This is a genomic window from Saccharibacillus qingshengii (assembly GCF_013185195.1).
GTDB lineage: Bacteria > Bacillota > Bacilli > Paenibacillales > Paenibacillaceae > Saccharibacillus > Saccharibacillus qingshengii.
On record NZ_JAAZWC010000022.1, the window covers coordinates 12384 to 37228 of the forward strand.

Sequence of the window (24845 nt, forward strand, 5' to 3'; positions counted from 1 at the left end):
GGTTCGAACGGATCTAGGCGAAGGGCTTGCCGCCCCGCCTTATCGACAAGGAGGTACGACTTATCATGTTCAAAAGAAAATTTGCCGTGGCTGCGGTGATCGCGCTCTCTCTGACGGGAGGCATCCCTTTCGTTCAGGCGGAAGCCTCGGGCGGAAGCATTCCGATGGAAACGGCTGCCGCGTCTACAATCGAAAGCCCGCACTTCGGCGAATCCGCCTCGGCGCGGCCGGTTCAGATCCGGGAAGCTCCCGGCAGCGAGTGGACCGCTTCGGCGCAGGCGATGCACCCCAATCCGGAGGATCTCGCGGGAGGCAAAGGTTTCTTTGTTTTCTGCGGCTCCATGGCTGTTTCTTTTGTATTGATGCTCGGCGTATTCGGCCTGACGATACTTAGAAGACAGCGCAGAAACCGCTAAGAGTGCGGCAAAGGCGGGGTTCGAGCCGGCAAGAAGCTGGCCGGATCGCGCCGCTTCCAGCCGCGATCTCCATAATCAAAAGGCTGTCCGGAATTTTCTCCGGACAGCCTTTTTTGGATTCCATTCGCGAAGCGGTGCCTATCGGGCTCAGGAATGCTGGGCCAGACTGCCGACTCCCGAGCGAATAATCTCGCAGGAACGTCCGAACAGCACTTGTTCTTCGTCGCTCAAATTGAATTCGATCAGTTCTTCGATTCCTCCGTCGCCGATGATCGCCGGTACGCCGACGCATACGTCCTTCTGGCCGTATTCGCCGTCGAGAATAGCCGATACGGCAATGATCCGGTGATCGTCGTTCAGAATGGAACGGGTGATATAGGCGATCGCGCTGCCGATGCCGAATTGGGTCGAACCTTTGCGGGTGAAGATTTCCCAACCGGCGTCTTTGGTTTTGCGCGCAATATCGCTCAGATCAAGATCGGGGAAGCGCAGCTTGTGTTCATCCACAATATGCAGGATAGGTTTGCCGCCGATCGTGACATGCGACCAGGCCACGAACTGCGATTCGCCGTGTTCGCCCATCGCATAGCCGTGAACGCTGCGCGGATCGACCTGGAACACGTCGGCCAGCAGCGTTTTGAGCCGTGCGGAGTCGATCGAAGTGCCGGTGCCGATCACGCGGTGGCGCGGCAGGCCCGATACCTGCGCCGCGATCATCGTTACGACGTCGACGGGATTGGCGGCGACGACGAAGATTCCGTCGAATCCGCTGCCCATCACCGAGCTGACGACCTCGCGGGTGATCGCAGCGGCTTCGGCGATAATGTCCATACGCTTCTGTCCGGCTTTGACGTTGGCTCCGGCGGTCAGCACCACGATATCCGCATCCGCGCAGTCGGCGTAATGTCCGGCCCGCACGCGCGTGCGCGTGGAAGTGAAATCGGCGCAGTGGGACAGATCGAGCGCCTGTGCCAGGGCATGCTCATGATTGCGGCTGACGATCACGATCTCGTCGCAGATGGACTGATTGATCATGGCATACGCACTGCTCGATCCAACCAGACCCGATCCGATAATAGCGACTTTTCGATTTTTTTTGCCCATATTTGCACCTCTTGCTTAGGATTTATTGGTTTGCATGAAATTTTTCAGGAAACGTGCTTGTTCATTTTAACGGAAAAAAAGTCGATTGTCAGCTGAAAAATCCAGAAATATGTTACAATACGTGACACGGTTAAAGAGGTGCGCGCGAACTGATGAAAGGAAACAGGACAGCGAAACCCGTTTTACGATAAAAGCGCTTTTTTCTGTTCGGAAGGGTAATACATAGAGGTGCCTTTTGCACGGGACGATATGGGGAAGAAAGAGCCCGACGTCAAAAGGCGAATCTTAACGGAGGTGACGGATCGAATGACACAAAATCAACGCTTTGTATTGGCCAGCCGGCCGAAAGGCATGCCGACACAGGAGAATTTCGAACTGAAAACCGAAGAAGCTTCGCAGCCGGGAGACGGCGAGATTGCGGTCGAGACGCTGTATTTGTCGGTTGATCCTTATATGCGCGGACGAATGAACGATACCAAATCGTATGCGAAACCTTACGAGATCGGCGGAACCTTCGGTGGAGGCTCGGTCGGACGCGTGACGCAAAGCCGTCATGCTTCCTTCAAAGAAGGCGATATCGTACAGGGAGGCTGGGGCTGGCAGACGCATCCGGTTGTGAGCGGCGATCTGGCGGTCAAGGTCGATGAGAGTCTGGCTCCGATCCAGACGGCGCTTGGCGTACTGGGCATGCCGGGACTGACGGCGTACTTCGGCCTGCTGGATATCGGGCAGCCCAAAGAAGGCGAGACGGTTGTCGTCTCCGGCGCAGGCGGCGCGGTCGGCATGATCGTCGGCCAGATCGCGAAGATCAAAGGCGCACGGGTCGTCGGCATTTCCGGTTCGGAAGAGAAGAACCGGTTCTTGTCCGATGAACTCGGCTTCGACGCCGTGGTCAACTACAAGACCGAATCGCTGGACGAAGCGCTGGCGGCTGAGTGCCCGGACGGCGTGGATGTCTATTTCGACAACGTGGGCGGCGAAGTGAGCGATGCGGTGCTCCAACTGCTGAACGCGAACGCCCGGATCCCGCTGTGCGGCCAGATCTCGCTGTATAACGTGACGCAGCCGGAACCGGGTCCCCGCTTCCTGCCGCTGCTGCTGACCCGTACCGCCTTGGTCAAAGGCTTCCTGGTCGGCCAATATCAGGACCGCTATGCCGAAGCGATTCCCGAGATGGCGGGCTGGCTCAAGGACGGCCGCCTGAAATACCGGGAAAATATCGTCGAAGGCTTCGAACGTTCGCCGGAAGCGTTCCTCGGATTGTTCAGCGGAGAGAATCTGGGCAAACAGCTGGTCAAAATATAAAAGGAACGACACCGTCAACAGAACGAAGCTGACAAAAGAGCGGAAATACCAAAAGAACGCAGGAAAAGGGCCTTCCGGGATCAACCGGAAGGCCCTTTTTGCGGTTTCTATTGCTCCCGCCGCCTGCGGATTATTTCAAATACTTCGCTTTGAGAGCGAGAATGCGGAGAACACTTTCGTCGATCCGCTTCTCGGAGATCGCGCCGGATTTCACCGCCTGTTTGATCGCCGTGATCGAATCGATCGCATTGTCGGCACCGTGCGCAACAAGCACGATATCGCTGCCGGCTTTGACCGATTGGACGGCCGCTTCGCCGATTCCGTAATTTTTGGCGATCGCTCCCATCGTCATATCGTCCGTCATCACCACGCCTTTGAAGCCCAATTTGCCGCGCAGCAGATCGGTGATGACCGCTTTGGACAAGGAAGAAGGATATTGTTTATCGAGTTTGGGCAGCAGAATATGGGCAATCATGACGACATCCGCGTCTGCGGCGATCGCTTTTTTGAACGGAATCAGCTCCAGCTTATCGAGCTGCGCCAGGGTCTTGTTCACGACGGGCAGCGAGATATGCGAATCGACCGACGTGTCGCCGTGGCCGGGGAAGTGCTTGACCACGGGAATCACGTTCTTGGATTCGAGTCCCTGCATGACCGGAATCCCGAGCTTCGATACCAAGGCCGCATCCGCGCCAAACGAGCGGTCGCCGATGACCGGATTGTCCGGATTGCTGTTCACATCAAGCACCGGCGCGTAGTCGAGATTGAAGCCCTGCGAGAGCAGTTGATTGCCGAGCCGTTCGCCGATCGATCGGGCATAGGCCGCGTCGCCGCGTTGGCCGATCGCGCCGGCTGTGGGAATCTTGTCGACGCCCTTGAGCCGGGCTACCCGTCCGCCTTCCTGATCGACGCTGACGAGCAGCGGAAGAGCCGGTTCCGGATTCGCGGCTTGGACTTCGGCGGCGAATTTCTTCGTCTGCGCGGCCGAATCGATATTGTCCGCGTAGAAAATGACCCCGCCTACGCCGTGATCTTGAATAAGGGCCCGGTCCGCTGCGCGCAGCGAAGTGCCCTCAACGCCGGCGATCATCATCTGGCCGATCTTCTCTTCGAGCGTCATGCCGGCAAGCGTCTTGGCCGCGCTGCTGCCGGAACCCGGCACGGCAGGGTCCGCGGCCGGCTTGTCCGGCGCTTCGGCCGAGCCCGCCGCCGGTTTGTCTGGGCTGCCGGCCGCGGGCTTGGACGAACTGCCGCCTGTCTGCGGTTTCGAAGGTACCGCGGGAGCTGCATCATCGGCGGGAGCGGTCGAAGTGTCGGCGGGAGCCGCCGCAGCAGCCGAAGAGGCTGTGCGGATGACGGAAATATGGTCAAGCGCAGGGTTTTCCTGGATTTCGGTTCCTTCTCCGGCCCACGGTTTGGGCAGCACCCATCGCAGGACGTAACCGCCGGGCAGGTCGTAGCCGAGGATGATCTGATCGACGGTATCGTCTTGGTAAGTCTTGACGCTGTCCGCTTCGCCGAGCTCGCTTAGAATATCGCGGTAGCGGATACTCTTCAGCGACTCGTCGTCGGATCGCAGATCGATGACCTTATTGCCGCGGTAGCCGACCGCGGCGGAATGCTGCGGGTATTCCGCATACACGGCGCTGCCGCTTTGCGAAGTTCTGCCGGGAGCGTTCCATTCCTTCTTCACTTCGTCGAGGCTTGTACGTCCGACCGTGAAGGCTGCGGTTTCGATCCGGCCTTCACGGGCGAGTGCGACAATGGTTTCGATCTGCTGGGCGGACGCCTCGGAATCGGGGAGAACCTCGTTCTCGCCCTGCGCAGCGGCACTTTCTCCGCCTGCCGAAGCGGAAGGCGGGGCGGTCTGCGGCGCTTGGCGTCCTTGGAGGAACCAAGCCGTGCCGGCGATCAAGACGAGCAGGATGAGAACGGCGGATCCTATTTTTATAGAAGAGGAAGATCTTCGGTTGCTGCGAGCCATGAAGACATCGGCTCCTTTCCTTAATGGGTTATCACAAATATCGTCTGCGCTTCGGAGAACCCGGAGCGGCGATGAATGGTGTGTATGGTTTCGGGCGGAACTTTACGTCGTTTCCCGCACGACCAGACCGAACTCGAGCGGCTTCAGCGGAAGCGGGCGTCCGAGCAGGCCGGGGGAAAGCAGGGAAAACGCGTTATAAGCCTGATCGCGGATCGGGTTCTGAACGGTCGTGAGACCAAGCGTCTCGGCGATCGGCATATTGTCGAACCCGACGATGCGCAGCTCGCCCGGAACGTTCCAACCGAGCCGCCGCGCTTCGCTGAGCACGCCGGCCGCCACAAAATCGTTGGCGCAGATCGCGGCCTGCGGGACCGCCGATTCGGCGGCCGAAGATTCTCGGCGATTTTGCAGTCCGGCAATCCGGGCATCCGTTTCGGGCAGAAGATTTGGCCGCACGGCGCTTCGATCGGCCGGATGCCGCTTCGATTCGCGGCAGCCCGGATCCGGCTGTCTGTCGGCCGAACCCGCCAACAGTCGGCGAACCGTCTCTTGTCCGCCGGCCATATGGTACACGGCTTCGAAATACCAGTCGCGCCGAACCTCAAGGCCGCGCTGCGTCATAAGGTCTTCGTAAGCCTGCGCCCGGCGTTTGGTATTCAAGCTGCTCGGCCGTCCGAACGCATTGGCGATATTCGTAATTCCGAGCGACAGCAGATGCTCCACCGCCAGGCGGTAGCCGTCGTATTGATCCATCGCCACGGACGGAATATCCGGGCGGTCCGTCCGCTGCCAGGAGACGATCGGTCCGTATTTGCCGTATGAGCTGACCAGGGACAGCTCGTTGACGCACGTAATGATCAGCAGACCGTCGACTCTTTTTTGCTTCAGATCCTCGAAGGCCTGAAGCTCCCGCTTCCGGTCGGAATCGGAGGTGTAGATAATCGTTTGGAACCCGTGCTCCGCCGCCACTTCGACAAACCGGGTCATGAACGGGAGAATTACTTCGCTGATATTTTCCGTTACCATGCCGATCTGCAGTGTTTTGCCTTTGGAGAGAGAGACGGCGTTGCGGTTCGGCACATAGTCCATTTCGCGGATGACGTTCAGGATCTTCTCCCGGGTCTCGGGACTGACATGGCGGGATTTGTTCAAGACGCGGGAGACGGTCGCTTTGGAAAATCCGCTCAATTTCGCGATTTCTTCAAGATTGGACATAGGGTCGCTCCTTGGGGTTGACGTGGAACGCGTTTCACGGTTTATGCTGGAATCAAGACTTCTTTATCCATTCTAACACACAGGAGTGAATCGATATGAGCACACAGTTTCCGGAAAACTTTTTGTGGGGCGGCGCGGTAGCGGCGAACCAATTGGAAGGCGCCTACCAGACGGACGGGAAGGGCTGGTCGATCCAGGACGTTACGCCAAAAGGCGGCTTCGCCGGACACGGCGGCGACCCGCTGATCACGGAAGCGCCGACGGAAGACAACATGAAGCTGATCGGAATCGACTTCTATAACCGATACAAGGAAGACGTGAAGCTGTTTGCCGAAATGGGCTTCAAAGTGTTCCGTACCTCGATCGCCTGGTCGCGCATTTTCCCCAAAGGCGACGAAGCCGAGCCGAACGAAGAAGGCCTGAAGTTCTACGACGAGCTGTTCGACGAATGCCATAAATACGGAATCGAGCCGCTCGTGACGATCTCCCACTACGAGACGCCGCTGCATCTGTCGCGTCAGTACGACGGCTGGGTCAACCGCAAGCTGGTCGACTTCTACGTGCATTACGCGACGACGGTGTTCAAGCGCTACAAAGACAAGGTTAAATACTGGCTGACGTTCAACGAGATCAACTCGATCCTCGAAGCGCCGTTCATGAGCGGAGGCATCTCGACGCCGAAAAAAGACCTGAGCAAGCAGGATCTGTACCAGGCGATTCACCACGAACTGGTCGCAAGCGCCAAGACGGTCAAAGTCGGACACGAGATCAACCCGAACTTCCAGATCGGCTGCATGGTGCTCAGCATGCCGATTTATCCGCTGACGCCGAACCCGGACGACGTGATCCAGGCCATGGAATCCGATCACAAAAACATGGCGTTCGCCGACATCCACGTGCGCGGCGTGTATCCGGGCTACATGAAGCGCTATCTGCGCGAGAACGGCATCGAGATCAAATTCGAAGACGGCGACGCGGAAGCGCTCAAGCACACGGTCGATTTTATCTCGTTCAGCTATTACATGAGCATTTGCGAAACGGCCGATCCCGAGAAAAAAATCCAGGGCGAAGGCAACCTGCTCGGCGGCGTGCCGAACCCTCACCTCAAAGCGAGCGAGTGGGGCTGGCAGATCGATCCGCAGGGCCTGCGCTACGTGCTGAACTCGTTCTGGGACAGATACCAGAAGCCGCTCTTCATCGTGGAGAACGGACTCGGCGCGGTCGACGAGCTGACCACGAACGATCGGGGCGAGAAGACCGTCGAAGACGACTACCGCATCAATTACCTGAACGATCACCTTGTGCAGGTCGGCGAAGCGATCGAAGACGGCGTCGAAGTGATGGGCTACACGACCTGGGGCTGTATCGACCTCGTCAGCGCCTCCACGGCGCAGCTCAAGAAGCGCTACGGCTTCATCTACGTGGACCGTCACGACGACGGCAGCGGCACGCTTGAGCGCTACAAGAAGAAATCGTTTAACTGGTACAAAGAAGTGATCGCGACGAACGGCAAAAGTCTGAAGCGTTAAGCTTCGAGCCGGAGTGACTGCGGGCTGCGTGTGAAAAAGAAATACGCCTTCCTTATTAGAGGAAGGCGTCCAACGTGTCGAGAAAGTCTGATTCCAAACAAAGTGAGGAGGCGGAGGGAGAAATTCAGTGAAGGAACGATAGTGTTCGCCTTTGAAATCGGGGAAATTCCGCTAAATTCCAATTCTTTTCCCCGATTTCAACACGCGACCGGAACGAATTTCTCCCGCAGCTGACGAGCTTCTACAACGAATAGGACTTTTTCGACAGCCTGACGCCTTCCTTATTAGAGGAAGGCGTCTTTTTGGTGCGTGCGTTGGTGGATGTTGCGCGTCGGGAGGTCGGGCGCGTGGGGCGTGCAGGCGCTGGGTTCCGTAGCGTTTCGCAAACTTGCGGGCACGGCATAGACAGTCACGACAGAGGCGAGTACGTCAGAGCAAATACCTGCGCAGCGGCAGTTATTTTCCCGAATTCCGCCGCTTTTTTCAAAATAACTGCCTCAGAACACTTATTTGGCGAAAAGCGGTGGAAAAATGGCTGTAAACGAAAAATAACTGCTCTGGGGCAGTTATTTTCCAAAAAGGTTCTCTTGAAGCGAAATAGGTGTTTTCTCGCAGTTATTCCGGGACGTATAGTTTGCGAATGCGAATGCGAATGCGAATGCGAATGCGAATGCGAATGCGCGCGGTTCGCCTGGCGAGTCCCGGGGAACGCGGCGGCAGGCTGCGTCAGCGTCTCAAGCTTCCGCCGCACCCGCCGGCGTGCCGCCGCCCGTCGAGCCGCCCGTCATGCGCTTGAAGCGCAGCAGCATGTTGAGACGCCAATGCAGGATCATGCCGAACGCGAGGATGAAGAACACGCCGCCGGTCTGCGGAAGCGTCACGAACTGTTCGACGTATCCGTGCAGAGCGAGCCGGATCACGATCAATATGACGAGGATGAACAGAAACGCTTTGGACCTTTTGACGAACAGGTCGCTGCCGATCTGCTCGAACTTGGTGCCGAGAATGAGCGGGTACGCGAACAGGAACCAGCCGACGAGGAACGCGATCAGCGCGCCCGTCCACGGAATCTGGATATCGCGGATCACGAACATGAAGAAGCCGGTGGCCATCCCGATGGGGGGCATCATGATCTTGCGTGCGGTCAGCGGGCGTTTGCTGGCTTTCATCCGCATGAACAGCGCCATGAACGCCATGCCCGCGAAGAACAAGGTGAACAGGACGCTCAGCAGAATCGGGTTCAGCGAGAAAAATCGGTCGAATACGGAATTGATCCAGTCTATCATCTATTGGGCCCCTTCTCTTGGTGGAGTCGCTGCAAAATCGCAAAAAGCGTGCCAAAAAGGCCGCGGCTTCATTATACCATACCAAACGGGAGGTTTTTAAAGACGCTTTCGCACGAACGAATCGTTTTGGGGTAAGATTAGGAATAAGAGCGCAAATCCCATCGGCTTCCAAACCCGGCAGCCTTTAAAGGAACGGAGTGGCCAACATGAAGAAGAAGATTCTGATTGCCGAAGACGAAATGGTCCTGCGGTTTTTGCTGACGGAAACGCTGGAGGATGAAGGGTACGATATCGACGAGGCCGAAGACGGCAGACTTGCGATGGACAGTCTGCGCTACGGCGAGTACGACCTGATTATTCTCGACTACATGATGCCCGAAGCGACCGGTCTGGAAGTCTGCCGCTGGCTGCGCAGCGAAGGCGGCAGAAACGCGGACAAGCCTGTTATTTTGCTGACCGCCAAAGCGGAAGAGAAAGACCGGGAGCAGGCGATACAGGCTGGCGTGACAAGGTTTGTCTCGAAGCCGTTCAGTCCGGTCGAACTGACAGAGATCGTGCATAAGCTGGCCGGAGAGCAGCCGTCATGAAGGAAGGAACTTCCGGAAGCCTGTCGCGGCGTATCGTTTACGGGATCCTGACGCTGTTTCTTGTGCTTGGCGTGCTGCTTGCGGCGGCGGAGCTGATCGTGCACCGTCAGTATGTCTCGCTGTCCGACGAACTCGACGAGCGGATCGAGCGGCTGAATTTGCTGCAGGATACCGAACGGGCTTTTCTTGAGACGGTCTCCTATCTGCGGGCTTATGCCGCCTACGAACGGGAAGATCTGTATCAGCAGTCGGTATCGTCCCGGGAAGAATACGACCGGCTGTTCCACGCGCTGGAGCATGCCTATGCCGGAGCGGTGCAGCAGGGATTAAGCGGAGTGACCGAACTGGAAGGATTGAACGAACGTTTTGACCGGTATTCGGCCCAGGCCATGAATCTGATCGGAGCCGGCGATATTGCGGCGCTTGCGGAGTTGTCCGAATCGCAAGGCAGCGCGCTTGTCCGGAGAATGGAAACGGAATTTGCCGGACTGGTCGATATGCAGCGCGAACGGATCGGAGATCTGACGGCACAGATTCGCACACTGGGCTATATCATTCTGCTTGTAACGGCACTTGCGCTGATCGCGGCGCTTGGAGCGGCCCTGCTGCTGATCCGCTATCTGAAAAGGTCGTTTATCCAACCGATTGTGGCCGCGGAGGCCGCGGTAGGGAAAATCGAGCGCGGCGAAATCGTGGAACTCGGCGGGTCTTCGCGGGGCGACGAGATCGGCAGTCTGCTCGGCGGAATCGGCCGCATGGCCGAAGGCATTCGCAGCCGTCAATATGAACTGGAAAACAATCTGGTCCGGATGGAAGAGCAGCGCGAAGAACTGGAAGCGCAGAACGACGAGCTGGAAGCGCAGAACGAACAGATTCTTGAACAGCGCCGGAAATTGGAGCGGACGCTTGAGCAGCTGACGCACCGCGAACAGCAGCTGGAAGCGATCAACGCCTATCAGCAGTCGCTGGTCGGTTTGACGGATCTGGGCGATTTTCTGGAACGGGCGATCGGGCAGCTGCTGCTTGTAACCGGGCGGGATGCCGGGATGCTCGTTTTCCGAAACGAAGGGTCCAAAGACGGCGGATCGTCGGAGTCCGGCGGACCGTCCGCCGAAGAAGAGACCCGGCAGACGATTCTGGAACGCTTTGGCGAACGGGGATACGAAGTGCTGTACAGCGGCGGTTATCCGCTGTCGGCGGAAGGATTCGAAGGCGAACCGGCCGGACCGGCGCTGCAGGCGATGCGGACCAATCGCCCCGTTTCGCGGCGCCGCCCCGTATCGGGTGCCGAGAAAGGGGCGCACGGCGCTTACGAGTCCGCCGTGGATACCTATTATCCCGTCTATGACGGAGTGGGCGAGGAGCGTCCGGCAGGCTTCCTGCTGCTGACTCTCTATGGCGACCGCTCGCCGGAACAAGGCGAAGAGGAACTTGCGGACGGATTGATCCGGCAGTTTATCGGAGCGCTGTTCGCCCAGCTCACCCAGGCGGAACGCCAGCGGCAGAACCGCGAGATGAACCGGCTCAACCGCGCTTTGGAACAGGAGAAGCGCAATCTCGGCGATCAGCGCGACGCTACGCAGCAGGTGATCGATTCGATCAACGAAGCCTTGATCGTCTGCAGCCCGCAGGGCGAAATCCTGATGTGCAACCGGATTACGGGCGAACTGCTGGATCCGACCTTCTGCACGGGCCGGAATTTCGCCGAAGCGATGGACGAGATGAACGATAAGCTTGGCATTGTCGCCGATGCGGGGGATCGTATACGCACGGCGCTCGCTTCCGATCTGGACGGGGGACGGACACGCTATTCGTTCGAGCCTCCCGGTCAGTCCGCCCGGTATTTCGAGGTTTATATCCGGCGGATCGAAGATGTCGTTTGGGGCGATGTCCGGCTGTTCGTTTTCCGGGACCGGACCGAAGAAGAAGAGACGAACCGGATGCGCGACGAGTTTGTCAGCGTTGTCTCGCATGAACTTCGTACGCCGCTGGCCAGTATTCTGGGATTCAGCGAACTGATGCTGAACCGCAGCGTCAAGCCGGAGAAAGCGCAGAAATATATCGGAACCATCCACGGCGAAGCCAAACGTCTGTCGGGGCTGATCGGAGACTTTCTCGATCTCCAGCGGATCGAAGCGGGCAAGCAGAATTACCGCATGCTGCCTCTGGATCTCAAGCCGATTGCGGAAGATATGGCGGCCCAATGGGACGGCCGTTCGGGCCATGCGGTGCGGTTGAGCCTGCCCGAAGGCGTCTGCGCGGTGCGAAGCGACGGAGACCGTCTGAAGCAGATCTTCCATAATCTGCTCAGCAACGCGATCAAATACTCGCCGGGCAAAGAAGTCGTTGAATGTGCGATCCGCCGCGGCGAAGACCGCTGGATCGTCGAGATCCGCGATTACGGATTGGGAATTCCCGAGGAAGCCAAATCCAAGCTGTTCGGGAAGTTCTACCGGGTCGACAATTCCGACCGGAGACAGATCGGCGGAACCGGACTCGGACTTGCGATCGTCAAAGAAATGATCGAAGATATGGGCGGCGCAATTTCGTTCGATTCGACGCTCGGGGAAGGCAGCGTCTTCCGCTTCGAGCTGCCGATGCTGGAACTTGCGAATCCGGCCGGCGCCGTGCTGATTCTCGAAGACGACGAAAGTCTCGGGCGTCTGATCCTGGAAGCGTTCCGGGAAGACGGACGTCCGGCGGTGCTGTTCTCCGAAGCCGAAGCGGCGCTGCTTGCCCTGCGTCAATCTCCGGAGAACCGTCCGCCCGTGCTGGGCATCGTCGATCTGTCCCTGGCCGGCGAACTGGACGGTTGGGACTTTATCCGGCTGCTGGCGGGCGAACAAGGCAGCCTGCAAATTCCGATTGTGATCTCCTCGGCGCTCGATCCGCCGCAGGATTATGAAGAAGCGGACCTGGAAACCTATTTGCGCAAGCCGTTTACGGTAAAGGAACTGCTGGCGCTTGGCCGGCGGCTGATCGAAGATCCGCCGTCCCGTCCCGCTCTTGCCATTCCCGCGCCGAGCGAGCCGTTTGCCAGAGCTTCGCTGGAACAAAAAGGACTGGATATCCGTCAGGTCGAAGTGAACTCGGATTTTTCGATCGTGGAGATCGGAAGCGAAGATAAGGAGACCCCTTTATGAATAAATACCAGAAACTATTCACCCAACAGGCGGCGGAGAATCTGGACCGCATGCTGAATCCGGACGCAAGAACGGACGAGCGCACCGTCTACCGAATGCTGCACTCGATCAAGGGAACTTCGGGGACCATCGGTCTGCAGCAGTGGTATGAAGTGTCGCTTCGTCTGATGAACGATTTCCGTGAAGAAGGAGACCGCGTCTTTACGGGAGAAGAGCTGTCGGAGCGGCTGGAAATGCTGCGGCGGCTGCTTGAAGTGCCGGGCCGAGGCGACTGGCCAAGCGAGAGCGGCGCGGGCTTGTACCCGGCGCCGGCTTCCGGGAATTCCGGACCGGACGGGCCGCCGTCCGACGGGCATAATCTGCGCCGGGCGCTGTCGAATCTGACGGGTTCGCCGGATGCCGAAGCCGGAGCGGTTCCCGTAGAATCGGCACCGCAGGTGCCGCGGCGGGAGCAGCCGGAATTTACGGAAGAATTCGAAGAGAAAGCGGAGTCCGAAGGGACGGTGCTGCTGCTCGACGACGATCTGGGACTGCTGGCGCTGTTAAAAGATATCCTGGAGTCGCGCGGATTCACCGTGTTTGCCACGCCCCGTTTCGACAAAGCGGTGGAATGGTTCTACGAAATGAGACCGGACTGCGCGGTGCTTGACGTTCTGCTGCCGGAACAAAACGGATTCGAACTGATGGGACGGCTGCGCGAACTGTGCGACCGCTATATGATTCCCGTAGTGCTGATGACGGCCAAAAGCGACGACGCCACGCGCCTGAAGGCTTACGAAGAAGGCGCCGACGATTTCTTGACCAAACCGATGAATCCCGACGAATTTGTCGTGCGGATCCGCCGTTTGATCCGGCACCGGCGTCGGGTGACCGCGCAGCTAATGCTGGATCAGACCACAGGCGCTTACGGGATGCCGTTTCTTGAAAGCGAGCTGACCCGCCGAATCGGTCTGCTCGGCGAGCTGAACGAACCGCTTGCGCTGGCCGCTGTCGAGTTGGACGGTCTGCGCCGCTTGAACGAGCGGACCGGCTACCGCGAAGGCGACCGCCTGCTCAAAGACTTCTCGGATGCCGTTCGCCGCCTGCTCAAACCGCGCGATATCTGGGCGCGGGATCGCGCCGGCCGGTTTTATCTGCTGCAGCCGGGGATGAATGCGGACCAGAGCGGCGAGTTCCTGGAGCGGATCCTGCTCGACGAGGAGATCGGCGCGATGACCCGCGAGGTGGACGTTACGGCTCTGCACGGCGTCGTCGAAGCCCAGGAAGGATTCACGCGGCAGCGGGCGCTGTCCGGTGCGGTTCGGGCGCTCGAAGCGGCCGCCGGCCGTGAACGCGCCCAGAAGTCCGGCGGCGCTGCAAGCGAAGGCCCGGAGGCTTCCCAACTGAGGCTCGCTTTGATCGACGACGATCCTCTGATGCGCACCATTTTGGAGCAGCAGCTTCAGAGTCTGGAAGAGGAATACGAGTTGGAGATTCGTTCGTTTGCCGACGGAGAAGAATTCCTGAGCGATCCCTGGCATGCCGGAGGATCCCGCTATCTGCTGATTCTCGATCGCATGATGCCCCGGATGAACGGGATGGAAGTACTCGCAAGGCTGCGAAGCGGCGAATACGAGCCGATCTATACGGTGCTGATGCTCACGGGTGTCGGCGACGAACGGGGGATTGCGGAAGCGATCCGTGCGGGTACCGACGATTACATGACGAAGCCGTTCAGTATGGTTGAACTTGAAGCCCGGGTCCGGCGTCTGCTCGGGAAAGTAGGGGCTTTCCAATGAGCGATGCGGGCGTTCTGAGGGTATTGTGGACAGCCGTCGCCATTCTGGTCGTACTAATCGGTCTGACCCTGTTCTACCTGGTCGAACGCAAGGTTCTTCGGACCCGCCACCGTCTGCAGGTCGCCGAAGCGACCCGCAGATTTGCGGATCCTGATTCCCCTCTTGTCGAATATCTCGGCAGCGGAGAGCGGAGCCGCCGCTTGGAAATGTCGGGCGAAGGGCTGCGCCGCGAAGCGCTGGAAGAAGCGCTGCTCAGCCGCCTTGCGCTCAGCGCGTCCCAGACGGAACGGGAACGGATTTATGCTTTTGCCGCGGATTATTTTGCCGAAGAGTACGAATACCTGCTCGGCCGGCGGCGCTGGGGCGACCGGATGAACGTGCTGCTCCATATCGAGAAGTTCCGGATGACCGGAATGAAAGACCGGTTGATCGAACGGCTGGGCCTGCTGGAGAACGGTCCGAACAGCGACGACGAACGTTTTCTGCTCGTGCGTACGCTGGCTTCGCTGCAGGCGCAGGAGACATCGGACTATTTCGACATTGCGGCGGAGCGCTTCTCCGATCTGCAGCTGATGCAGGTGCTGGTTGCGCTGCAGGGAGAGCGTCTGGAGGAACTGGTGCGCCGCTTCGACAGCCTGCCGATCCGTGTCCGGCGCTGTCTGCTGGATACGCTGCGGCTCGGCAATGTGCGCACGGTCGAAGTGTTGGAGCTGCTGGAGAGATCGATGCGCTCCGAAGACCGGGAGACCCGGATCCGCGCGCTCAAAGCGCTGGCCAATTTCGGGTATATGACGCCGGAAGCGGCGGATGTGCTGGAAGAACGTTTTTCGCAGGGCGAAGCCGTTATCTGGCCCGAGCGAATGATGCAGGCCCGTCTGGCCGGTGCCGTGCGCCAAGAACGATTCGCACCGCATCTGGAGAACCTGATGGCCGACCCCGCCTACGAAGTGCGCCGCGAAGCGGCCGCTTCGCTGTCGAATTACCGGAACGGTCTTGAACGCATCGCGAAGGTTGCCGAAGAGCATCCGGACCGTTTTGCGCGCGACATGGCGGTGGAAACGCTGGAGAGGAGGGCTTATGAGCGGAATGTGGTTTGATATTCTGACCGGTGTGCACCGGGTGTTCGGAGTCCTGATTACGATCTACGTCGCGCTGTCGGCCGGCATTTATCTGTTTCTGACCGCAGCTGCGGCGCGCAGTCTGTGGCGCGAACGGGATCTCAGCGAGATCCAGTACAGCACCGTACTGGAGACCGAGCTTGTCCCTCCGCTGAGCATTATCGTGCCCGCCTACAACGAAGAGATCAATATCGTCGGAAGCGTACGGTCCCTGCTCAGTATCAATTACAAGCAGTTCGAGATCGTCGTGGTCAACGACGGTTCGAAAGACCGCACTGTCCCGATCATGCTGGAAGAATTCAATATGACCGAAGTGAAAGGCCGGGTTCCTTTTTCGGGACTCAAAAAAGAAACCAAGCCGATCCGCGCCGTCTACCGGTCGCTGCGGCATCCCAATCTGGTGCTGGTCGACAAAGAAAACGGAGGCAAGGCCGATGCGCTGAATGTGGGGATCAACGTCTGCCGGTATCCCTACTTCGTGTCGCTTGACGGCGATACGGTACTGGATGCGGATGCGTTTATCAAAGTGGTCAAACCGATCATGGATGCGCGTCCCGGCGAAGAAATTGTGGCAACAGGAGGCAGTGTGGGCATTGCCAACGGCAGCGAGGTCGACAGCGGCTACCTGAGCAGCGCAAGCGTTCGTCTGTCCAACAAGCCGCTTGTCGTGATGCAGGTCGTGGAATATCTCCGGGCTTTCCTGATGGGCCGGATCGGTCTGAGCCGCTACAATATGCTGCTGCTCGTCTCCGGCGCGTTCGGCGTATTCAAAAAAAGCTGGGTCGTCGAAGTCGGAGGTTACGAGACGGGGACGATCGGGGAAGATATGGAACTCACCGTGCGGCTGCACGAACATATCCGGCGCAAGAACAGCAAGGCCCGTATCGTGTATGTGCCCGAACCGGTCTGCTGGACCGAAGCGCCGGAGAGCCTCACCATCTTGAAAAGACAGCGGACCCGCTGGCACCGTGGATTGTACGAAAGCCTGCGGGCGCACAAGAAAATGATCTTCAATCCCCGTTACGGCCGGGTTGGAATGATCTCGATGCCGTTCTTTCTGTTTGTCGAGCTGCTTGGACCGCTGGTGGAGCTGTTCGGTTATTTCACGGTCGTGTCGGGCTTTTTCCTGGATCGGATCAACGTGGAGATTTCGCTGGTGCTGGCTCTGGTCATGCTGCTCTTCGGTTCGCTGATGTCGACGATGAGCGTGCTGTTCGAAGAATGGCGGTTTCACAATTACAACCGGATTTCGGATACGTTCCGGCTGTTCTTTTACGCGCTGTCCGAATCGTTCTGGTACCGCCCGATCATGACGTGGTGGCGCACCGTGGGCTTGTTCGAGGCACTCCGCGGCAAGAAGCACGGCTGGGGAGAGATGACCCGGGTCAATGTGCTTGGAGCGAACAAGAAACCGGGAACGATTCAGGGCGCGCAGCCGGTTCCGCCGGAGAAGAAGGAGTGAGCCGCAGTTGAAAAAAAAGAAACCTTTTCCCCGCTTCTGGGCGGGACTGGCCGCGTTGATGCTGCTTCTGCTGCTGCCGTGGATCATCTGGGAAGTCAGCCCCGCCCGTACGCTGTCCGTCGCCGTGCTCGACAAGACGGTGGCCGATGACAGCTACCGGGAACACAAAGGGCTGTTCTGGGTGCTGAACCAGCAGAAGTACCGGACGGAAACCGGAGACAAATATCTGTACGATCTCGATTATTACGGCAATTATCCGGAGAAGAACGGGACGCGTCCGCAGGAGCGGACGCTTGCGGAGATGAAGGCCGAACCGCAGCTGCTCTATATCGCCGATACCTACGGGTTGGAGGAAGAGCGAAGCGGCGAAGAAGCGGAAGCGGGCGAAGACGTGCCGGCAAATGCCGGCGGCGGCGCTCCCCAGGGACAAAACGGCGGATTGAAAACGGCCGATGTCAACGTTATCGAAGCGGCGGCGGCCCGGGGGACGATGATCGTCGCCGAGTTCAACTCGCTGGCCGCGCCGACGGAAGAAGCGGTGCGCAAACGGGCAAGTGCAATGCTGGGCATGGAATGGACAGGATGGACCGCCCGCTACTTCCCGGATCTGTCGGCCGGCGTCGAAGTGCCGGACTGGGTGCCGGGACGCTACCGGGAAGTGACAGGGCGGGAATGGACGTACACGGGCGCCGGATTCCTGTTTGTCGAGGAAGACGGCGATCTGTTCGTGATGCGCGAAGGCGAAGAGACCGAAGGCGGTGCGCGGATCTCGTTCACCGATGCCGGACGCGGGCGTCTCGGCCTAAATGCGGATAACCGGTATAATTATTGGTTCGATATCGTAACGGCTTCGTCCGGCAGCGAGGTGCTGGCGGAATACGATCTGCAGCTGACCGGCAACGGCCGGGCGCTGCTCGCCGAACACGGAATCCGCGAGCGGTTTCCGGCGATTGTCCGGCGTGAAGCGCCGGGAACCGCCGATTCGGCTTCGCCGGATTCCGCCGCTCCCGGCCAGGTCAGTTACTACTTCGCGGGCGATTACGCCGATCACGACGAATATCCGTTCTGGCGGCGTTATGCAGGCTGGCCGACGTTCAAAAGCTGGTTTACCTTCGACCCGCCGGGCAGCGAAGATGCTTTCTATTGGGATGTGTATGTGCCGCTGATGAACAAGGTGCTTGAAGAAGCGGCGTCCGTCACCCTTCTTGAAGACGGCGGGGATCCGCAGAAATAGAGCGAGTCTTCTTTTTAGACGCGGTGTTCCAACTCTTTCATCCGGGATAAAAAGGCATAAACAGGATGCAGCGGGAGAAACGGAGGGTTTTCGGATGGTTTATCCGTGTATTTCGAAGTTCTTCCGCGTTTTTGACAAATTAGGGATTCCCAAAACGAAAACCTGCGCTTATAATGCAGATGTAAGCCCTTTCAACACAACCCTGACTTGGAGCCTTCGCCACCCGGCGGAGGCTCTCTTTTTTATAGGCTGCGGGGAATCCGTCCGGAAAGAAGGTCGGGCCCCGCTGCTCAACGCCTGACTCACCTTCCGGCCTGCGTAGGAATACGCTTTCTTTAAATTTTTCGTATTCTTTTCTGCATGGACGAGTTATTTACCGGGAGCCAGTTGGGTAATGAAGCAGGAGTCTGCGTGAAAAAGAACGAATAGGATAAAGAGTGAACGAGATACAGAAGGAATGGGAGGAAGATATTATGAAGCACTCAGCCGGGGGACCGATTTATGCCTACGAGCCTTGGACGGTGACCGAGCATACGCTGGACACCGAACAGAATCTGCGCGACGAGACGATCTTTGCCGTAGCCAACGGGTATCTGGGCATGCGGGGCAATTTCGAAGAAGGATATTACGGGCCGCTGGGCACTTCTTTGCGCGGGACCTATATCAACGGGTTCTACGAATCGGCTCCGATCGTATACGGGGAAGAAACGTACGGTTCGGCACGCGACCGCGAAACGATGCTTAACGTGGCCGATGCCCAGATCATCCGGATCTGGCTGGACGACGAACCTGTACATATATTCCAGGGTACGCTGTTCGGTTATTGGCGCCAGCTCGATATGCGCAAAGGCACCGTGACCCGTACGATCCAATGGCGCTCGCTGGAAGGCCGGGAAGTGGAGATCACGTTCGAGCGGATGGCTTCGCTGGACGATCCGCATCTGCTGCTGCTGCGCTGCACGGTCAAACCGATGAACTTCGAAGGTACGGTCCGTTTCGAGTCGGAGATCGACGGCAATGTCGTCAACCAGTCGTCTTCGGGCGATCCGCGTTCGGGTTCTTCGTTCTCGGGTCCCGTGCTGACCACTCTGGAAATGCGCGAAGACCGGACCTACGCGGGCATCATGCAGCGTACCCGGGTCACCGGATTCCACGTGGCCTGTGCGGTCGAGCATAAGCTGACGGGCGGGGAGTACGAACTGACGACGGAAGCTTCGAGCGGCAAAGTGGAGAAACGTTTCACGGTAGCCGCGCAGCCGGGCGACGAATTCGTGATGGAGAAATATATCGTCTATCATGCTTCCGAAGAACCGAATACCGGCGATCTGTGGAGAGAAGGCATCCGTCAGCTCGACGAAGCGATGGAACGCGGCTATGACAGCTACGCGGCGATTCAAGAAGGCATTCTGGACGAATTCTGGCTGTCCGCCGATATTGTCGTCGAAGGCGACGATGCGCTGCAGCAGGGACTCCGATTCAGCGCCTACCACGTGTTCCAATCCGTCGGCCGCGACGGACGGACCAATATGGCTGCCAAGGGACTGACCGGGGAAGGATACGAGGGGCATTACTTCTGGGACACCGAGATGTACGTGTTCCCGTTCTTCCTCCATACGGAGCCGGAGATTGCCCGCAAACTGCTGGATTATCGCTACTATATTCTGCCGGAAGCTCGCCGCCGCGCCGAAGAGCTGAATTTCAAAGGAGCCTTGTTCCCTTGGAGAACGATCAGCGGCGAAGAAACGTCCGCCTATTTCCCGGCCGGAACGGCCCAGCTCCATATCAACGCCGATATCGCCCATGCGATCAAGCTGTACAACGAATCCGTTGACGATCCGAACTATAAGTACGGCAACGGACTGGAGATCCTGATCGAGACGAGCCGCTTCTTCGCCGGTTACGGCAGCTTCATTCCGGGCCGCGGATTCTGTATCAACGGCGTTACGGGACCCGACGAGTATACGGCGCTTGTGAACAACAACGCCTATACGAACGTTATGGTTCAGGATCAATTCGAATATACCGTCCATCTGCTGGAAGAAATGAGAGAACAGCACGAAGGTCAATACGAGGAAGTGTGCGACCGTCTCCAGGTTACCGAGGCCGAGCTGGGCTCGTGGCGCAAGATGGCCGAAGAGATGTTCATTTACCGCGAGCAGGGAATGATCGGCCAAGACGACTCTTTCCTGCACAAAGCTCCGTGGGATTTTGCCAATACGCCAAAAGAAAAATATCCGCTGCTGCTCCATTATCATCCGATGGACATCTACCGGCACCAGGTGCTGAAGCAGGCCGATCTGGTCCTGGCTTTCCATGTGCAGCCGGAACGCTTCACCCGGGCGGAGAAAGCGCGCGGATATATTTACTACGAAGGACTCACGACGCACGATTCGTCCCTGTCCGCCTGCGTGCATTCGATGGTCGCTTCGGAACTTGGGTACATGGATCAGGCCTATGAATTCTTCATGGAAACTTCGCGTCTGGATCTCGACGATACGCACGGCAATGTCAAAGACGGCATTCACGCCGCCGCGATGGCCGGCAGCCGCCTTGCGATCGTCAACGGCTTCGCGGGCATGAAGCAGGACCAAGGCAAATTGAGCTTCCGTCCGCTGCTGCCGGGTCAGTGGGAACGCTGCAGTTTCTCGCTGAAGTGGAGAGGGCGCAGACTGTACGTTAACGCCACTCAGGAATCCACGACGTACCGCCTGCTGGAAGGCGAACCGATGAAGCTGGAACACTTCGGCGTCGAGGTGGAGCTGGAAGAAGAGCTGACCCTGCCGAACCGGGTGTTGGGCGCGGTGCTGTTCGACCTCGACGGAGTCATCACCGACACGGCCGAACTGCATTATCAGGCCTGGAAAGATCTCGCCGACGAACTGGGTATTCCGTTTGACCGCGAGCATAACGAGAAGCTCAAAGGCGTGGACCGGATGACTTCGCTGAAGCTTATTCTCCAAAACGGAGACCGGACGTATTCGCTGGAAGAAATGGAAAAACTCGCGCACAGCAAAAACGAGCGCTACAAAGAACTGCTGACCACGCTGACCCCGGAAGCGCTGCTGCCGGGCGTGCGCAAGCTCCTCAAAGCGCTGCGCCGCGACGGGATCCGCACGGCACTGGCTTCCGCCAGCCGCAACGCGCCGACCGTACTGGACCGACTCGGAGTCACGGATCTGTTCGACTTCGTTGCGGATGCCGGCGCGGTCGCGCTGCAGAAGCCGGACGCGGAAATCTTCCTGAACGCGGCCGAAGGCGTAGGCGTCCATCCGCTGCGCTGCATCGGGATCGAAGACGCCGAAGCGGGTGTGATCTCGATCCACCGCGCAGGCATGCCAGCGGTAGGGATCGGCACGGAAGAGACGCTGCCGGACGCCGACCATCATGTCGCTTCGCCGGCCGAACTTACGCCTGCGCTGCTGCGCGAATGGATGAACGAATTTCCGAAGCGCGATCTGAGAGGGTAAGGGAACTGCGGATCGTTGAATGAATGAGGGCGGAAGTTCCGCTTCGCCGTACGGTTTATCCCGGCAGGGAGAACCGTACGGCTTTTTTGCGTGTTTTTCAAAACCCGAAAACCGTTCGTCGCCTTTACGCCGTCTACTATACATAATCGATTAAAAAAAGAAGACACGTGTGATTGAAGCCGAGGGGGAGTGCAGGTGGACACACCGCTGGAAATTAAGCAGGATAATGCGCGCGCAGCGGCGGAGAACGAAGAACTTTTTATCGAAAAAATAGCGGAACACCGCCGGAAATTGTACGGGATCGCCTTCAGTTATCTGCATAACGAAGCGGATACGCTCGAAGCTTTGCAGGAAGCCTCCTGCAAAGCCTGGATCAAACGCAGATCGCTCAAAGACGACTCGGCGCTCCTGCCGTGGATGATTCGGATCTTGATCAACTGCTGCACGGACGAGCTGAGAAGGCGCAAGCGGGTGATGCCGTCGGCAAAAGTAGGCGAGGACAAGTCGGCGGAAATGATCAGCTCGCACCGGATCGACCTGGATCACATGCTTAACCAGCTGCATGTCAAGTATCGTCATGTTGTGATCTTGAAATATGTTCACGATCTGACATTGGTTGAGATCGCGCGGATTCTGAACAAGCCGGAGGGGACCGTCAAGAGCTGGCTGCACAAAGCGCTCAAACAAATGCGGGAGATGGAAAAAAGCGAATAATCGGCAGACGACAGGAATCGGCTGCGGTACGGGGAGGAAATGAAAATGGAAGATGGGCAGGATAAGCGTGTAAGAGCGATGTACCGTGAAGAATCGCTTCACCAAAGCGGGAAGATCGACGATGCCAAGCTGATGCAGGCTATACGTTTCGGTGTAAATCGGGGGAAGACGGCCTCAAGAAAAAGAACCTACACGTATGCAGGCGGTACGGCCGCAGGATTAGCGCTGGCTGCCGGCGTATTTCTGTCAGTGGAACAAGGGGCTTTAGGACATAGGGAATCGGCGATCGTTCCGGCAGCGGTAGCCGGGCAGCAGCCGGACGAGAACGGAAAATGGGGCGAGTACGAAGTGTTCAAACCCATTACCAAAAACGATCCGATTCTGAGAAGCGCACTGGAAAAAGGGGCAGTAGAACCGCTTAATATCGAAGTGGAAAAAGACGGCTACACGCTGGAACTGTACGGAGCCGTACGCGACAGCCGGAAACTGATCCTGCTGTACCGGATTAGCGGACAAGGCGTGCAGTCGGCCGCCATCAGTTTGGGTACGCTCACCAATGTTTCGGGTGCAGTCATAGGTTCGCAGGAAGCGCGCAGCGATTTTTACCAAGACGGCAGTGTGTATGGGTATGCCCAATTTGAACTGAACGGATCGGCAGGCCAAGAGCTGGAGTCGTTCCGGCTTCAGGCACCGGTATACGGACGGACGCTTAATCCGGGTTATGACGAAAATAGCGAGAAGCTGGCCGTATTGGAGACGGAGGTGCGGATCGGTTCAAATGCTGCGGAAGCGCTTGAGCAGCATTTGGCTGCCGGACAAACCCTGACCGTCGACGGGCAAATCCTGCATGTCGAGGAGGCGCTTGTCACTCCGCAGCGTGGCTATTTCGTCCTTGTACCGGATGCCTCTAACGACAAGAATATTTCCCGATTGATCGGAGCCAAATTGACGGTGAGCAAAGACGGGGAAACGGTTGTATCGAAAGGCGGCGCCGGCGTGGACGTGACCGAAGTTTTGAAAGACGGTTCCTCTCGATTCATCTTTACTTTTAACCGGACACCTCTGCCCCAAAATCCCGACTCTGTCGTGTTCAGTGTAGAAGGCATCGAAGCAATGGGCCAAGAAGAACGGAAATTGGTCGTGAACACGAAGACCAACGAAGTCCTGCAGGCGCCCAACCGGCAGTTTTATGCCAACGTTAATGCCGGTGCGGATAATACCGAAGTCATTTTGTTCGGTTATCCGATCAATTTCGATAAGATTTCCAATACATTCGACCCATCTTCGACGCTGTCTCTTGCGAGAACATTCACCGACGCAGCCGGCCGGGAATACCCGCTGCAAGATTTTACGGTGAACGGCGCTGTTCCGATTAACAAGATTTGGCCCGGCAGCAAATCGACGACGGTCAGCTACCAATATGAACAAAAAGATTATGTACAGCCGCTTACCTTCACCATCGCATCCTACGCCAACGAAATTCTCGAACACAAGGAAGTGAAGCTGAAATGAATCAACGGTGCAGAGCGATTTCTTTAGGTGTTAGAAGAGTAAGCCATTCGAAAGCCGTCTCCTACAGGAGGCGGCTTCAACGTGTCGAGAAAGGTCTGCTGCCAAGTGAAGCGAGGAGGCGGAGGGAGAAATTCAGTGAAGGAACGATAGTGTTCGCCTTTGAAATCGGGAAAATTCCGCTAAAATCCAATCCTTTTTCCCGATTTCAACACGCGACCTAAAGCCTTTCGGAGAAAGGCACATCGGAAGCATACGCTAACGAATTTCTCCCGCAGCCGACGAGCTTACTAAACGAATAGGACTTTCTCGACTGCCTGAAGCCGTCTCCTACAGGAGGCGGCTTTTTGGTGTCTTTCTGTTCTTTTGCCCAGCGTCTGTTAAAATAAATCAATCGTTTTGCCCGGAAGCGGCGTCTTACCTATATCGATTCGATTCGGCAGAAGCCTAATGGACGGAATTGAGGGGGAGGGAATAGAGAATGGGTCAAACGTCGGATGAGGCGGAAGCGGTCTTAGAAGCTTATTCGGAAGAAGAATTATTTTTCGGGCGGATCGAAACGCAGCAGCGCAGACTGTATGCGATCGCCTTAAGCTATCTGCGCAGCGAAACGGATGCTTTGGAAGCCGTACAGGAAGCTTCGTGCCGGGCGTGGATCAAGCGCAGGAAATTGAAAAATCCGGAGATGTTCTCCAGTTGGCTGATCCGGATTGTGATCAACTGCTGCATGGATGAACTGCGCCGAAGAAAACGCTCGTTCCCGGCAGCGGAATTCGAAGAACGACAGGCACAAGAAATGAAGAGCGACGATCGGGTCGATCTGGAACGGGCTTTCGGAAGAATGAAGCCGAAATATCGGCATGCGGTCATGCTCAAGTATTACCAGGATATGACGACGACAGAAATTGCCCGGATATTGAAAAAGCCGGAAGGGACGATCAAGACCTGGCTGCGCGAAGGCTTAAAGCAGTTGAAAAAGGAATTGTGAGGAGGT

Annotated in this window: 17 protein-coding genes; 13 read left to right on the forward strand and 4 right to left on the reverse strand. The window is 57.7% G+C overall.

All coding sequences use genetic code 11. The features are described from left to right. Positions 1–65: 65 nt before the first annotated feature. On the forward strand, positions 66–416 hold the full coding sequence (locus HRQ60_RS17170) for a hypothetical protein (RefSeq protein ID WP_172197879.1): 351 nt from the start codon (positions 66–68) through the stop codon (positions 414–416). 147 nt (positions 417–563) lie between these two features. On the opposite strand, the gene HRQ60_RS17175 is transcribed toward HRQ60_RS17170, so the two are convergent. Next, positions 564–1520, reverse strand: coding sequence for an L-lactate dehydrogenase (locus HRQ60_RS17175; protein WP_172197881.1), 957 nt, complete (start codon positions 1518–1520; stop codon positions 564–566). A 306-nt stretch (positions 1521–1826) separates the two neighbouring features. Here HRQ60_RS17175 and HRQ60_RS17180 point away from each other — a divergent pair, with 306 nt between their 5' ends. After that, entirely contained in the window at positions 1827–2825 is a 999-nt protein-coding gene (locus HRQ60_RS17180; RefSeq protein ID WP_172197884.1) for an NADP-dependent oxidoreductase, read from the forward strand. 130 nt (positions 2826–2955) lie between these two features. Here the strand turns inward: HRQ60_RS17180 and nagZ are convergent, their stop codons facing one another. Further along, positions 2956–4809 (reverse strand): beta-N-acetylhexosaminidase, encoded by a 1854-nt coding sequence (nagZ, locus tag HRQ60_RS17185; RefSeq protein ID WP_172197887.1) that lies wholly within the window; start codon positions 4807–4809, stop codon positions 2956–2958. 102 nt (positions 4810–4911) lie between these two features. Continuing rightward, a complete protein-coding gene (locus HRQ60_RS17190) occupies positions 4912–6024 on the reverse strand; it encodes a LacI family DNA-binding transcriptional regulator (protein ID WP_172197889.1) in 1113 nt (370 codons plus the stop codon). A 95-nt stretch (positions 6025–6119) separates the two neighbouring features. On the opposite strand from HRQ60_RS17190, the gene HRQ60_RS17195 reads away from it, so the two are divergent. Further along, positions 6120–7553, forward strand: coding sequence for a glycoside hydrolase family 1 protein (locus HRQ60_RS17195; protein WP_172197892.1), 1434 nt, complete (start codon positions 6120–6122; stop codon positions 7551–7553). A gap of 734 nt (positions 7554–8287) precedes the next feature. Here HRQ60_RS17195 and HRQ60_RS17200 read toward each other — a convergent pair. Next, on the reverse strand, positions 8288–8839 hold the full coding sequence (locus HRQ60_RS17200; RefSeq protein ID WP_172197895.1) for a CcdC family protein: 552 nt from the start codon (positions 8837–8839) through the stop codon (positions 8288–8290). A gap of 206 nt (positions 8840–9045) precedes the next feature. On the opposite strand from HRQ60_RS17200, the gene HRQ60_RS17205 reads away from it, so the two are divergent. From HRQ60_RS17205 to HRQ60_RS17250, 10 genes are all read left to right on the forward strand, one after another. Next, complete coding sequence (locus tag HRQ60_RS17205; RefSeq protein ID WP_172197898.1) at positions 9046–9426, forward strand: response regulator transcription factor; 381 nt, start codon at positions 9046–9048, stop codon at positions 9424–9426. Continuing rightward, positions 9423–12569, forward strand: a complete 3147-nt coding sequence (locus HRQ60_RS17210; RefSeq protein WP_172197901.1) for an ATP-binding protein — start codon at positions 9423–9425, stop codon at positions 12567–12569. Before HRQ60_RS17205 ends, HRQ60_RS17210 begins: the two co-directional genes overlap by 4 nt. Further along, complete coding sequence (locus HRQ60_RS17215; RefSeq protein WP_172197904.1) at positions 12566–14347, forward strand: response regulator; 1782 nt, start codon at positions 12566–12568, stop codon at positions 14345–14347. The genes HRQ60_RS17210 and HRQ60_RS17215 overlap by 4 nt, the downstream gene beginning before the upstream one ends. Then, positions 14344–15444 carry a HEAT repeat domain-containing protein gene (locus HRQ60_RS17220; RefSeq protein WP_172197907.1) on the forward strand — a complete coding sequence of 367 codons (1101 nt, stop codon included), beginning with the start codon at positions 14344–14346 and terminating at the stop codon, positions 15442–15444. Before HRQ60_RS17215 ends, HRQ60_RS17220 begins: the two co-directional genes overlap by 4 nt. Then, the gene (locus tag HRQ60_RS17225) at positions 15425–16927 is read left to right on the forward strand and encodes a glycosyltransferase family 2 protein (protein ID WP_172197910.1); all 1503 of its coding nucleotides are present in this window, start codon (positions 15425–15427) and stop codon (positions 16925–16927) included. The genes HRQ60_RS17220 and HRQ60_RS17225 overlap by 20 nt, the downstream gene beginning before the upstream one ends. A 7-nt stretch (positions 16928–16934) precedes the next feature. Then, positions 16935–18161 (forward strand): hypothetical protein, encoded by a 1227-nt coding sequence (locus HRQ60_RS17230; RefSeq protein ID WP_172197913.1) that lies wholly within the window; start codon positions 16935–16937, stop codon positions 18159–18161. Between the two features lie 473 nt (positions 18162–18634). Further along, complete coding sequence (gene pgmB, locus HRQ60_RS17235) at positions 18635–21628, forward strand: beta-phosphoglucomutase (RefSeq protein ID WP_172197916.1); 2994 nt, start codon at positions 18635–18637, stop codon at positions 21626–21628. Between the two features lie 195 nt (positions 21629–21823). Continuing rightward, complete coding sequence (locus tag HRQ60_RS17240; protein ID WP_343044727.1) at positions 21824–22342, forward strand: sigma-70 family RNA polymerase sigma factor; 519 nt, start codon at positions 21824–21826, stop codon at positions 22340–22342. A 45-nt stretch (positions 22343–22387) separates the two neighbouring features. Next, positions 22388–23854: a DUF4179 domain-containing protein gene (locus tag HRQ60_RS17245; RefSeq protein WP_172197919.1), complete on the forward strand. Its 1467-nt coding sequence runs from the start codon at positions 22388–22390 to the stop codon at positions 23852–23854. Positions 23855–24332: 478 nt separating this feature from the next. Then, positions 24333–24839, forward strand: coding sequence for an RNA polymerase sigma factor (locus HRQ60_RS17250; protein WP_172197922.1), 507 nt, complete (start codon positions 24333–24335; stop codon positions 24837–24839). Positions 24840–24845 lie beyond the last annotated feature (6 nt).

Excerpts from the sequence above, each read along its gene's own strand:
- HRQ60_RS17170 (WP_172197879.1), top strand. The coding sequence starts at position 66 with ATGTTCAAAAGAAAATTTGCCGTGGCTGCGGTGATCGCGCTCTCTCTG.
- HRQ60_RS17175 (WP_172197881.1), bottom strand. The coding sequence starts at position 1,520 with ATGGGCAAAAAAAATCGAAAAGTCGCTATTATCGGATCGGGTCTGGTT.
- HRQ60_RS17180 (WP_172197884.1), top strand. The coding sequence starts at position 1,827 with ATGACACAAAATCAACGCTTTGTATTGGCCAGCCGGCCGAAAGGCATG.
- nagZ (WP_172197887.1), bottom strand. The coding sequence starts at position 4,809 with ATGGCTCGCAGCAACCGAAGATCTTCCTCTTCTATAAAAATAGGATCC.
- HRQ60_RS17190 (WP_172197889.1), bottom strand. The coding sequence starts at position 6,024 with ATGTCCAATCTTGAAGAAATCGCGAAATTGAGCGGATTTTCCAAAGCG.
- HRQ60_RS17195 (WP_172197892.1), top strand. The coding sequence starts at position 6,120 with ATGAGCACACAGTTTCCGGAAAACTTTTTGTGGGGCGGCGCGGTAGCG.
- HRQ60_RS17200 (WP_172197895.1), bottom strand. The coding sequence starts at position 8,839 with ATGATAGACTGGATCAATTCCGTATTCGACCGATTTTTCTCGCTGAAC.
- HRQ60_RS17205 (WP_172197898.1), top strand. The coding sequence starts at position 9,046 with ATGAAGAAGAAGATTCTGATTGCCGAAGACGAAATGGTCCTGCGGTTT.
- HRQ60_RS17210 (WP_172197901.1), top strand. The coding sequence starts at position 9,423 with ATGAAGGAAGGAACTTCCGGAAGCCTGTCGCGGCGTATCGTTTACGGG.
- HRQ60_RS17215 (WP_172197904.1), top strand. The coding sequence starts at position 12,566 with ATGAATAAATACCAGAAACTATTCACCCAACAGGCGGCGGAGAATCTG.
- HRQ60_RS17220 (WP_172197907.1), top strand. The coding sequence starts at position 14,344 with ATGAGCGATGCGGGCGTTCTGAGGGTATTGTGGACAGCCGTCGCCATT.
- HRQ60_RS17225 (WP_172197910.1), top strand. The coding sequence starts at position 15,425 with ATGAGCGGAATGTGGTTTGATATTCTGACCGGTGTGCACCGGGTGTTC.
- pgmB (WP_172197916.1), top strand. The coding sequence starts at position 18,635 with ATGAAGCACTCAGCCGGGGGACCGATTTATGCCTACGAGCCTTGGACG.
- HRQ60_RS17245 (WP_172197919.1), top strand. The coding sequence starts at position 22,388 with ATGGAAGATGGGCAGGATAAGCGTGTAAGAGCGATGTACCGTGAAGAA.
- HRQ60_RS17250 (WP_172197922.1), top strand. The coding sequence starts at position 24,333 with ATGGGTCAAACGTCGGATGAGGCGGAAGCGGTCTTAGAAGCTTATTCG.